The organism is Microbacterium jejuense, assembly GCF_019511665.1.
Taxonomy (GTDB): Bacteria; Actinomycetota; Actinomycetes; order Actinomycetales; family Microbacteriaceae; genus Microbacterium; species Microbacterium jejuense_A.
The window spans coordinates 48,788-59,874 of record NZ_JAEUAW010000021.1 but is presented as its reverse complement, the minus strand read 5'-3'; the positions used below and the strand labels follow the sequence as shown (position 1 = coordinate 59,874).

The following is an 11,087-nucleotide window of genomic DNA, read 5'->3' as shown; positions in this document are numbered from 1 at the left end:
GGCAAAGGACGGGGGCGGGATGCCGCCTCCCGGCGCCCCGGCGGGCGTCCGGCTGGGGCCGGCAAGGGCACGCCGAAAGGCTCGCAGCCCCGCAAGGCCAAGCCCGCCCAGCCCCGATCACCACAGCCCGAGCCTGTCACGCCGGTCATGCCGGCGAGGTTCACGCTCGGTGCGATCCCCGGTGCGACGCCCGGCAGGTGGATCGACACGTGGAACGACCGGATGCCGCACACCGCGCTCGAACTCGTGCCACTGGCCGTGGCCGATCAGCGGCGAGCGCTCGTCGACGATGAGGTCGACGCCGCACTCGTGAGGCTGCCGATCGAGAAGGACGGCCTGCACGTCATCCCCCTGTACGACGAGGTTCCGGTCGTCGTGACGTCGAAGGACTCGCATCTGCTCGCGGTCGACGAGCTCGACACCGCCGACCTCGTGGGCGAGGTGCTCGTGGTTCCGCGCGACGACGTGCTCGGCATCCGGATCCCCGGAACCGTCGAGCCTCGATTCGCTCCCCCGGCCGACACGGCCGAGGCGATCGCGACGGTGGCAGCCGGCGTGGGGTTCGTGGTGGTGCCGATGTCGCTGGCGCGCCTGCACCACCGCAAGGACGCCGACTACCGTCCGCTGCACGACGGCCCGACCTCGACCGTCGCGCTCGCGTGGGTGGCGGAGCGGGCGAACCCGGCCGTCGACGCCTTCGTGGGCATCGTGCGCGGGCGCACCGCGAACTCTTCACGCGGCTGAACCACGGGACGGGTACGAGGGGTGCCGCCAGGTCCCCTGCGACACCCCTCGAGGAACCCGCACCGAAGACCCGCATCCCCAGGTGCGGCCCCAGACGTCTTCTGCTCGTGCGCCCGACCCCCCGGTAGGGCGGCACTGAGCGGTTCCGAAGAGCAGGAGTCCCCGGCATCCGCCGTGATACATCCGATTCCGAGAAATCCTCCGGGAATCTCAGAAGCCCGCACCGTGCACCTGGAAGGGCGCGACGATCCCCGTGCGCTCCGACGCTTCGGCGAGCGCGACGGACGGCGGGATGCCGGCGGCCAGACCCTCGTGCATGGCAGCGAGCAGCTCGCACGCGTCGTCATCGGCCACGACCACCGGCGCCGCCACGACGCACCGAGCTCCGGCATGCAGCCAGACGCGCGTCATGCCGACGGCCTCCTCACCCCAGCGCACCGAGGACCGGCCGACCTCGCACGCCGAGAGGATGACGGTGTCGGGGACGTTCTCGATGAGGTCGATGTCGTAGCCGAACAGCGTGCCGTCGGCGAGCTCCAGACCCGAGAACATCGGGTTGTCCACCGCGTGCCGGCCGTGCGCCGCGATGTGCAGAACATCGACCTGCGACGCGAGCGCCGTGACGGCACCGACTCGCGCCGCATCGCCCAGGAGGATCGGGCTCTTGGTCCAGGGCACCGCCGCGGCAGCCACCTCTTCGTCACCGCGCGCCACGCGCGGACCGACCACGAAACCCGCACTGCTGTGGCGGAGTTCACCGCGCGACCGGTTCTCCGCCCACGCCGACGCCGATCCCGCCACCGCCACCGCATGCCCGCGAAGTCCGGGCAGCATCGACCACGGGATACCGGCGAGCACGCCAGGGGTGAGCAGCACGATTCGTCGAGCGCTCTGGAGGGCTGCGCCGAGCGGCTCGACCAGCAGCGACGAGATCCTGCCGAGCCGCTCACGGAGACTCATTCGCACGACCTCTGCGAGTGGCCCCGAGGTCACGCTGGCAGCGACATCGAGATCCGCTCGCAACCCCACCAATGCCGCACCGACATCGCGCAACGAGAGGTCGATCATCGTGGCCTCGCCGCCGGAGACCGCGAGCGCCACCAGGTCGGTTCCGTCGAAGACATAGGTCACAAGCATCTCTTCGGGGGCGAGAGCGGCCTGCAACTGGGACAAGGAGATGCGTCCGGTCAGACCGGCCGACGCAGCCGACGACCATTGCCGCTCCTGGGCTCTCCGGTGCAGCGCGGCGGCACGCGGATCGGCCAGCCAGTCACCGTCCGATGCTGCGGCACGGATCGTCCGCAGCTCCGAGAGGTCGGCAGCGAGCTCCGGATTCGGCGGAGGACGCAGGGGAAGCACCCGCTGACTCATGAGGCGGGCACGCTCCGACCATTCGAAGATCACCTCCGGTCGACGCGAACGGAGAGCCGACGCGAGGCCCACAGTGAGCAGACCTGTGGCGCGCATCGCCGAACTCGTCTGCAGATCGAGGCTCCCGAAGGTCGCTTGCGTGCGCTCAAGCAGTTCGAGACCGGCGGCGGCCTCGCGTCGGCAGTCTGCCTCGCGCGTCGACACCGCCGCAGCCGCGGCGCGCACCTCGGCCGCGAGCATGGTGACTTCCAGGGGCATCCGCCGGGGAACACGCGGGAGCGGCATCGACGCCCGACGGCTGCGACGGATGCGTGCGAGCGTGTCCGTCAACGCCAGCGCCTCGGCCTCTGCGAGGAAGCGGTGGGCGCGAAGCTGGGCTACGGTCTCGTCGACCGCACGCACGGAAGGAAGCCGCCGAGCCGATGCGATCGGACGCCCCGAGCGGTCGATGCGGTCTACAGCAAGCCTTGCACGCAGAGCGATCGCTTCCGCCCGCAAGGCCCAGCCTTCACTTCCGAGGGCCCGGAACCGCCGGGCGGCTGCCCGCGAGACGGTCGCGGCCCTCTCCGGCGAGTGTGTCAGCAGCGAGCGGGCCAGCTGGTACTCCGCTCCGGCGCGCTCTCGCGGCGCACGATGTCGTCCGAGCACTGTCGCCACGGTAGAGAGAAGGCGCTCTGCGTCAGTGACCAGCCCCGCGTCACGGAGCACTTCGGCGCGATCCAGCTCATTGATCGCCGCCCAGACATCCGATTCATCGTCAAGCGGATCACGCACGCGCTGCATCAGTGAGAGGGCAGTCACGAGATCTCCGCCGCGCATGGCCAGGTATCCGAGATTGTGTACCGCTTGGTTGGCCTCGTCAGAGAGACCGGCCTCCCGGTAGATCTGCTCGGCCAGCTCGAGGTCCGCCCGCGCCGCGTCCAATCGACCGCGGTCCATCTCGACAAGGCCGCGGTTCATGAGCACGTTCGCCTGGCGAACAGGATGCTCTTTGAGTCCATCGACGCCTTTCGAGAGCCAGTCGACGGCTTGCTCGAGCAGACCCCGTTCCAGCGCGAGCGCGCCCAGCTGCCCGTGCAGTTGCGCGATCGTCACCGCGTCGAGGTCGTCACGGGAGAGCATGTCCAGACAGAGGCGCTCACCCGCATCGACGTCGCCGGTGCGCGCCAGCACATACGCGATGGTGCCCGCGGCACGCGCCATGAGGTTCACGTCGCCGCCCTGGTGCGCGCCGTCGAAAGCGATCCGCAAGACACGCAGCGCGTCGGCGTAGCGACCGAGGTTGGCCAGGTCGACGCCGCGTCGATGCATCGCCTCAGAATCGGCCAGCGTCCCCATGGTGCAATCATGGCGTGCCGTTCCGCCCGCGGGTAGCGGGCGGAACGGCACTCCCTGGTCAGATCTTCGGCAGGGGCGAGCCGTCTGCCTTTCGCACGACTGCCAGAGCGGACTCGACAGCATCGCCGGCTTTGGCGACACCCGTCGGGTTCATCAGGCCCGGAGCGAGGGCGGCGGCGATGGATCCCGCCACGTAGGGCGCGGCGAAGGAGGTTCCACTCCAGACGGCGAAACCGCCCGTCGCGCCGCTCTCGAAGTCATCCGGATCGAGGCTCTGCCGGCGGCGTTCGCCACGGTCCGAGCGCGATCCCGCCTGGATCCCGCCTTCGAACGACGGAAACACACTCATCACCGATGTCCCGGGCGCGTAGACGGTGACCCAGTCGCCGATATTGCTGAACAGCGCCACCGAAGTCCGCTGCGGGTTGAGGGCGCCGACTGCGACGTGGCGCGCCGCTCCCGCCGGTTCTTCGAAAGTGAGGTCCGGGTCGCCCCAATTGTGGAGCGCTGCGGGAAAGGCCGGCCTCTCCGTCGCGTCGTTGCCTGCCGAGCAGACGACGGTGCACCCTCGAGTCCGAAGGTTCTTCAAGGCTTCGAAGAGCCTCAGACTGAACCGGCCGTCCTCAGGCGTCTCGTGGTAGTACCCCAGCGAGAGATTGAGCACGTCGACGTGTCGCGGCTCATCGTCGGTGCCGGCGTCGATCCACGCAGACAGCTGCTCGAGCGCTGTGATCAGCTCAGTCTCGAGGACGCTGCCGTTGCTGTCCGCCACTCGAATGGCGATGATGTCGGCCTCAGGACACACCTGACGCAGCACACCGGCCACGAACGTCCCGTGCCCTGCGGCGTCGTCGAGATAGCCATCCAACGGTCCGGACTGATCGCCGTGACGTTCGGGATCCGTGTTCGGATCGTTCACGCCGATCACTCCGCTGCCGTCGACCGCGTCGACCGTCCGCACCACCGGTCGTCCGTCCGAGACGAACCAGGGATGATCACCACACCCGGTGTCGGCGAAGGCGATCACGGGGCGCCGTCCGCCTTTGTCGAGGGTGTGGCGCTCGATCGGCGGAGAGCCGATGAAGCTCACCATCTCCAGTCCACCCGAGCCCGGGTACGCATAGCCGTCTGTGCCGGACGGGTTCGTGCGCCCGTGCGGGTTCGTGCGGCCGTGCGGATTGGTGCGACCGTGAGGGTTGATACCGATCGGATCCACGGTCAGAACATGATCGAGACTCACCTGCGCGATGACCTCGTCGTCCTTCGCCTTGTGGCTCCGGCGCAACCCCGACTCCGCTGCGGTCGCGGCGCGCCGCCGGGGATCGTTCGAGATGGATGCCTCCAGCGACACGGAGCGAGTGGCATCCGACCTGAGGGTGGCTTCCTCGGCGTCGCCGGGTGCCCGCCCACCTCCGGAGGCCTCGGCGGTCTTCGCTGCAATCAGCTTCTCCCGACGTGCCTGCTGAAGAAGCCGCCATGCGTCGACGGGCGGCGTCGGCTCATCATCTCGGCCTTCTTTCGGTGCCTGGACGATACGCGCGCGGGTGAGGGGCTCGACCCCGTTCCCTTCGCTCACCGGCTCGGGCTCGATGTCCCAGCCGAGCTTTCCGGCGGCCTCCTTCAGCACGTCTATCGCGGCGCTCGGGTCACCTGAGATCATGAGGTGACCGGGGACGTAGACCGTGTCGTAGGCCTGCAGGTCGGGCACCGGCTCGCGGCGCGGGTCGAGGACTACGCCCTTCGGCTCGCCGGCGACTTCGCGCTCGCGCCATGTCCGTCGGGGATTGCTGTCGACTCTCGGCATGTCGTCTCCTCACACATAGCGGCTGCCGCGGCCCCCAGGCCGCGGCATCCATTTCCCAAAACGAAACTGCGTCAGACCTCGAACTGCGGGGTCTGGAAGTCGCGCAGCGCGCCGTCGGCGTCGCGCACGACAAGACGGAGTCGCGCCACCCCTGGCGTGACCTCGTCGAAGGCGAACCGTCCGTGTTCGCCGGGGTCCGTGGCCCATTCGCGGTCGGCCTGGATCAGGCGGATCGCGAGGGCGGTGGCATCCACCCATCCGTCCACACGACGGCCGCCGCCTTCGGTGGCCGTCACGTGCACGAGCACGCTCGTCGTCCCGTCGCTGAACTGCAGGGTCGCGGTGTCTGCCTCGCCGCGCACGGCGGCGAGCGTCCCCTCGACGAGCGTCAGCAGGGCGTACTCGCGAGACAGATCCTCCACCGCGACGGCGGCGACCATCCGGTCGACGAGGTCGGCGGGCACCGGATCGACGTCCTCCCACATGCGGCGCATGCGTGCGAAGAGCGCGGCGTCGGCCGCGAAGTCCTCAGTCTCCATCGTCATCACCCCTCCATCCGTCGCCCTCGAGTACGGCGCGGAGCTTTGCGAGGCAGCGCTGACGGGTCGGTCCGATGGACCCGACGGGCATCGCGAGATCCTCGGCGATGCGGGCGTAGTCGGGACGGTCCTCGAACGCGACGATCCGCAGCAGGCGCTGGCATCGGTCGTTGAGCGTCGCGACGGCGACCCACAGGCGACGGGTCTCGTCGTCCTGGGTCGCGGTCTGCTCGGCGGATTCGTGGACCGGAAGGTGCGGTTCGAGCGACTCGGCCTCGGTGGCATCGGCGCGCCGATGCTGCTTGCCGACCCGCCACGCCTCGCGGCGCGCGCACATCGTGAGCCACCCCGACACCGCGAGCGGGTCGTTGATGGTCTCGTGACGGCGCACGAGCGTCAGCCACGTCGTCTGCACGACGTCCTGCGCCAGCGCATGATCGAGCCCGTACGCACGCACGACATGCCACAGCGGCGGCGTCATGAGGCGGACGAGCTCATCCATCGCGCGGCTGTCGCCCTCGCGCCAGCGCACGAACAGCGCAGCCGCGCGCTCCCATCGCGCCGGCTCCACGGAGTCGACGGATGGCTCGGCGCCCGGCTGCGTCATAGCGCCAATTCTGTCCACACCATGCCCGAGCGCGATAGAGGGTCTTTGATACACGGATCCTCGAGATTTCTCGGGATGCCGCCGGTCGAGCTTTCCGCGAGACCGCAGCGCGGCGCCGAGACCGTGGGGTTCACCCGCGGTCTCGGCCCCCTGCTTCGGTGTCGCGGGAGGATGGCAGCCGAACCTAGAATCCAGGCATGACGTCCGCCGCGTTCCTCTACGTCTGCGTGCGCCCGCAGGTGGGGGCGGCTGCGGCGGAGTACGAGTCGTTCCGCACTGCGATGCATCTCGACGAGGGGGCGCTCGACCGGCACGATCTGGTGCGCGAGCCCCTCCCCGACGACGTGTTCGACCGGTACGCGGGCTTCGTCGTCGGCGGCAGCCCGTTCAACGTCGCCGACCCCGAGTCCACCAAGACCGAGGCGCAGCGCCGCCTCGAAGCGGACCTCGCCCGCATCGCCGAACGCGCAGCCCCGGGCGACGGTCCGGCCGCCCTCTTCACGTGCTACGGCATCGGCATCGCCACGCGCACCCTGGGCGGAACCGTCAGTCGCGCGTTCCCCGAAGACACCGGCCCGGTCGCGATCGACCTGACGCCCGACGCTGCGGCCGACCCGCTGTTCGGGGGTCTCGCGAACCGCTTCACGGCTCTCACCGCGCACAAGGAGGGCACCGAGACGCTCCCGCCCGGCGCGGTGCTGCTCGCGCGGAACGAGGGATGCCCCGTCCAGGCGTACCGCGTCGGCGACCGGCTCTACGCGACGCAGTTCCACCCCGAGCCGACGGCGAAGGCGTTCACCGAGCGCATGGCCGTGTACCGGAACGACGGCTACTTCGAGGCGAGCGACTACGACGCCATCGCAGGTCGCGTGCTGGCGGCATCCCTCACGGAACCGGCCCGGCTGCTGCGCGCGTTCGCGACGCGGTTCTCGCGCGGCTGAGTCACTCCCCCGCGTTGCGGACCTCGGCCGAGGTGCGCACCACCGTACCGACCACGGCGGCGCCCAGGATGACCGCGGCCACCACGAAGGCCGTGATCCCGATCGGCGTGCTCGAGGGCTCGCCGTTCAGGCGTGCGACCGCGATCCACGTCAGCCCCCACGCCATCGCGAGCGCCGGTGCGAGGCGCCAGCCGCTCGCGGCCTCGATGCCGAGCCCGATGACCGCGACCACGATGAGCACGACGATGCCCCAGAGGTCGGCGGCGGCATCCCATTCCGGCGAGCCGATCGACGTGAGCCACGCGGCGACGTTCGCGACGGTGGCAAGCGTCACCCAGCCGAGATGCAGCCCCGTGACGCCGTCGACCAGCAGGCGGTCCACCCAGCCGTCGGCGGGCTCGATGACCGTGCGATGGAACGTGACACCCAGCATGGCCAGCAGCACGATGATCGCCAGCACCGTCAGAGCGAGAGACCCGAACTGCGCCACGACCAGCCACAGGCCGTTCAGCACCATGGTTCCGGCGATGAGCCATCCGACCACCCGCTGCCGGTCGCGCGCACGCTGACGGGGCAGGGCCTGCCACACGGTGTAGGCGAGCAGGCCGACGTAGATCGCGGTCCAGATCATGAAGGCGGGGCGCGCAGGGGCGAGATACGAGCCGTCGGCATCGAGCGCACCTCCCTGCAGGTCCTGCACCGAGGTGCCGCCGAAGAGGCCGGTGCCGACCATCGCAGCCACGATCATGAAGCAGAACGCCGCGATCACCACGATCTGCCGCGTGAGGTCCCGTGCCGTCATGGCCTCACCGTACGGGGCTCCCCGCCGGGCGCCGAGCGTGTTGACACGGCGTCCGGCGCCCGATAGGCCTAGGCGCCGGCGGGCGGCTCGAGCAGCAGCGACACGCGCTCGGCGAGGTAGGCGTCGAGCGGCATCAGCGCCCCGGCGGCGCTCCAGCGGATGCTCGGGATGCCGTCGCGCAGCGCGAGCGGCGCGTCCGGCGTGTCTGCGCTCAGCACCCGCCAGCCCACGTGCACCGTCTCGCCTTCGGCGAAGCCGCCGCGTCGGGCGGCGAACGCGAGCTCGGAGCGCTGCCGCTGCGACTCGGCGGTGTACCCGCGGCGGGCCTCCTGCCGCGCCCGCACGACCTCGCCCGTCGCGAGGACGGCGTCGTCGGTCAGCAGCAGCGCGCCGAGGTGCCACGCCGAGCCGCGGCGTTCGACGCGCGGGGCCCGGGCGACGCCGAGGATGCGCCGGGGCACGACCAGCTCGCCGAGCGCCTCACGGGCCGCACCGCCTGCGGCGAGGCGGGCGCGCGCGGTGTCGAGCAGCTCGAGCGTGCTCACGCCATGTCGTCCTGGAGGGTCTTCGATGCGGTGACCTTCTCGCCGCGGATCGACATGCCGATGAGCGGGAACAGCAGCACCGACAGCATGCCGCCCGCCACCAGCACGGTCTGCTGCGTGGTCGTCAGGATGCCCTCGTCGACGCCGATCCCGGTGACGGCGACGATGATCGGCAGTCCGGTCGCGCCGAGCAGCGCCATCGAGAGGCGGTCGCGCCGCGACGAGCCCTCCGGGGCGGCGAGCATCGACGGCAGACCCCGCACCACCAGCAGCGCGACGAGGACGACCGGGACGAGCAGGAACAGCAGCGGCTGCTCGAGCAGCGACTTCAGGTCGAAGGTGATGCCGGTGTAGATGAAGAAGATCGGCACGAGGAATCCGAAGGCGACGCCCTCGATCTTGCTCTCGACTGCCTCGCGATCGGCTTCGGACGCGTCACGCATGATGAGGCGCCAGATGATGCCGGCCGTGAAGGCGCCGAGCAGCATGTCGAGGTCGAGCACGATGCTCAGCACGACGAGCGCGCACAGGATCAGGAAGACGACACGGATGGCGAACTGGCCCGACGTGTGCAATGTCGAGCTGACGAATTCGTGCATCGCCCCCTGCGGCAGCCGGTACGCCAGCCAGATCGCGAGACCGGCGACCACGGCGAACAGCGCGAGGATGATCGTCGACAACCCCGGCTGGCGTCCGCCGAGGAAGACCGAGATCGCGATCAGCGGACCGAACTCGCCCACCGCGCCGACGGCGGCGACCGCCTGACCGAACGGGCTGCGCAGCTCGCCGGCATCCCGCAGGATCGGCAGCAGCGTGCCCAGCGCCGTGGAGCACAGCGCGACGCCGATGACGACCGCCGCCTCGCCCGGCGCGAGCAGGAAGCCGGCCGCGACGCCGACGACGAGGCTGATGAGCCAGCCGAGCGACGCCCGCTTGCCCAGCCGGCCGCGGAACGACGAGAACTGGATCTCGGTGCCCGCGACGAAGAACAGCATCGCGAGCCCGAACTCCGAGAGCGTGTCGACGAACGCGTGGGGCACAGCCCACCCCAGCACGGCCGGTCCGATGAGGATGCCGAGCACGAGCTCGAACACGACCACCGGGATGCGCACCCACCGGCCGAGTCCGCGCGCGAGGAGGGGCGCGAGCACCGCGAGCAGCGGGATGATCAGCAGGGTGAGCGGGTGCACGTCTTCCACGCGAACAGACTAGCGACGCGCTGCGCGCCCCACGGGGCTGAGCGGGTCAGGGCTCCAGCTGCCGCGGTGGCGGCGTCAGCTCGGCGCGGTTGCGGTAATGGCCGACGAGCGCGAGGATCACGCCGCCGACGAGCCAGCAGCCCAGGACGGTCCACTGCATCGCAGTGGGGGCGTCGGGGAAGTACATCACCGACCGCAGCAGGTTCGCCGACGCGCCGGGGACGAAGAACTGGCCGACCTCGCCCCACGGTTCCGGCAGGAACTGCGGGGGCGTGGCGGCACCGGCGATCGGGTTCGCGATGAACATGGTGATGACGGCGCCCACGGCGATGCCGGGAGGGCCCATCAGCGCCGCAAGCCCGACGATCAGCGCCGACGTCGCCGTCACACCGAGCCCGAGCACGGCCGCGTTCAGCAGCCAGTCCCCCGCGAGGATGCCGAACCACGTCTGCATGACGAGGGCGATGAGCGCGCCCGCCGCGATGCCGAACACGACAAGGCCGATCAGGCGTCGCACGACACCCTGCACGAGCAGCGTCAGCAGGATGCCGCCGAGCATGCCGCCGAGCACCATCGGGAACACGGATGCCGCCAGCCCCGCGCCGGTCTTGTCGCCGTCGGCGAGGGGCACGAGGTCGGTGACCGTGACCGTGGGGATCTCTGGCGCCGCACCACCGGTCGCTCCAGCCGGAAGCTGCGGCAACTGGCCGGCCTTGAGCGCGCCGACGATGGCCGTGAGCTGGTCGGTGAGGGCGGTCTTCGCGGCGGTGTCGATCTGCGACTGCAGCTGCGTCGCGACGCCGCGCAGCGCCTGCGCGGCGACGGGGCTGGCGGCGGTCGCGATCAGCACCTCGGGCTCGTCACCGAGGAGGATGGCGCCGTACAGCTTGCGCGACTGGATGCGGTCCACGGCGTCGGCGCGGTCGTCGACCGTCGAGAGGACGAACGGCGCCGGGTCCTGCTCGGCGAGCTTGTCTTCGACGGCGGTGACCGCGTCTGCGGGGCCGTTGATGCCCACGGGAAGGTTCTGCGGCTGCGCTGTCGCAGCGGGCCAGACGAACGCCATCACGACGATGGCCACGAGGACCGAGCCGACCAGGCCGAACAGGGCGGCCACGCCCCATCTGGTCGGGTGGATGCCGGAATCCGGCGTGCTTTCGCGACGCATGCTCATCGCACTGCTCCTAAAGAGAATAG

General features: G+C 70.5%; 10 protein-coding genes. 2 read left to right on the top strand and 8 right to left on the bottom strand.

Annotated elements, in window-relative coordinates; all coding sequences use genetic code 11:
* A partial coding sequence (locus JNB62_RS18150) for a LysR substrate-binding domain-containing protein (protein WP_223231251.1) occupies positions 1 to 744 on the top strand: 744 nt, incomplete at its 5' end.
* A 210-nt stretch (positions 745 to 954) separates the two neighbouring features.
* Here the strand turns inward: JNB62_RS18150 and JNB62_RS18145 are convergent.
* The 4 genes from JNB62_RS18145 to JNB62_RS18130 all read right to left on the bottom strand — a co-directional run bounded on the left by JNB62_RS18145 (position 955) and on the right by JNB62_RS18130 (position 6,403).
* Positions 955 to 3,453, bottom strand: coding sequence for a CHAT domain-containing protein (locus JNB62_RS18145; protein WP_220302305.1), 2,499 nt, complete (start codon positions 3,451 to 3,453; stop codon positions 955 to 957).
* 58 nt (positions 3,454 to 3,511) lie between these two features.
* On the bottom strand, positions 3,512 to 5,257 hold the full coding sequence (locus JNB62_RS18140; RefSeq protein ID WP_220302304.1) for a S8 family peptidase: 1,746 nt from the start codon (positions 5,255 to 5,257) through the stop codon (positions 3,512 to 3,514).
* A 71-nt stretch (positions 5,258 to 5,328) separates the two neighbouring features.
* Positions 5,329 to 5,802 (bottom strand): hypothetical protein, encoded by a 474-nt coding sequence (locus tag JNB62_RS18135; RefSeq protein WP_220302303.1) that lies wholly within the window; start codon positions 5,800 to 5,802, stop codon positions 5,329 to 5,331.
* On the bottom strand, positions 5,786 to 6,403 hold the full coding sequence (locus JNB62_RS18130; protein ID WP_220302302.1) for an RNA polymerase sigma factor: 618 nt from the start codon (positions 6,401 to 6,403) through the stop codon (positions 5,786 to 5,788). The genes JNB62_RS18135 and JNB62_RS18130 overlap by 17 nt, the downstream gene beginning before the upstream one ends.
* Before the next feature lie 197 nt (positions 6,404 to 6,600).
* On the opposite strand from JNB62_RS18130, the gene JNB62_RS18125 reads away from it, so the two are divergent.
* Positions 6,601 to 7,344 carry a glutamine amidotransferase-related protein gene (locus tag JNB62_RS18125; protein WP_220302301.1) on the top strand — a complete coding sequence of 248 codons (744 nt, stop codon included), beginning with the start codon at positions 6,601 to 6,603 and terminating at the stop codon, positions 7,342 to 7,344.
* A gap of 1 nt (position 7,345) precedes the next feature.
* Here JNB62_RS18125 and JNB62_RS18120 read toward each other — a convergent pair whose 3' ends face one another.
* The 4 genes from JNB62_RS18120 to JNB62_RS18105 all read right to left on the bottom strand — a co-directional run bounded on the left by JNB62_RS18120 (position 7,346) and on the right by JNB62_RS18105 (position 11,064).
* A complete protein-coding gene (locus tag JNB62_RS18120) occupies positions 7,346 to 8,146 on the bottom strand; it encodes a TspO/MBR family protein (RefSeq protein ID WP_220302300.1) in 801 nt (266 codons plus the stop codon).
* Between the two features lie 68 nt (positions 8,147 to 8,214).
* Entirely contained in the window at positions 8,215 to 8,691 is a 477-nt protein-coding gene (locus JNB62_RS18115) for a glutaminase (RefSeq protein WP_220302299.1), read from the bottom strand.
* On the bottom strand, positions 8,688 to 9,890 hold the full coding sequence (locus JNB62_RS18110; protein WP_220302298.1) for a cation:proton antiporter: 1,203 nt from the start codon (positions 9,888 to 9,890) through the stop codon (positions 8,688 to 8,690). The genes JNB62_RS18115 and JNB62_RS18110 overlap by 4 nt, the downstream gene beginning before the upstream one ends.
* 46 nt (positions 9,891 to 9,936) lie before the next feature.
* Entirely contained in the window at positions 9,937 to 11,064 is a 1,128-nt protein-coding gene (locus tag JNB62_RS18105; RefSeq protein ID WP_220302297.1) for a hypothetical protein, read from the bottom strand.
* Positions 11,065 to 11,087 lie beyond the last annotated feature (23 nt).

Excerpts from the sequence above, each read along its gene's own strand:
- JNB62_RS18145 (WP_220302305.1), bottom strand. The coding sequence starts at position 3,453 with ATGGGGACGCTGGCCGATTCTGAGGCGATGCATCGACGCGGCGTCGAC.
- JNB62_RS18140 (WP_220302304.1), bottom strand. The coding sequence starts at position 5,257 with ATGCCGAGAGTCGACAGCAATCCCCGACGGACATGGCGCGAGCGCGAA.
- JNB62_RS18135 (WP_220302303.1), bottom strand. The coding sequence starts at position 5,802 with ATGACGATGGAGACTGAGGACTTCGCGGCCGACGCCGCGCTCTTCGCA.
- JNB62_RS18130 (WP_220302302.1), bottom strand. The coding sequence starts at position 6,403 with ATGACGCAGCCGGGCGCCGAGCCATCCGTCGACTCCGTGGAGCCGGCG.
- JNB62_RS18125 (WP_220302301.1), top strand. The coding sequence starts at position 6,601 with ATGACGTCCGCCGCGTTCCTCTACGTCTGCGTGCGCCCGCAGGTGGGG.
- JNB62_RS18120 (WP_220302300.1), bottom strand. The coding sequence starts at position 8,146 with ATGACGGCACGGGACCTCACGCGGCAGATCGTGGTGATCGCGGCGTTC.
- JNB62_RS18105 (WP_220302297.1), bottom strand. The coding sequence starts at position 11,064 with ATGAGCATGCGTCGCGAAAGCACGCCGGATTCCGGCATCCACCCGACC.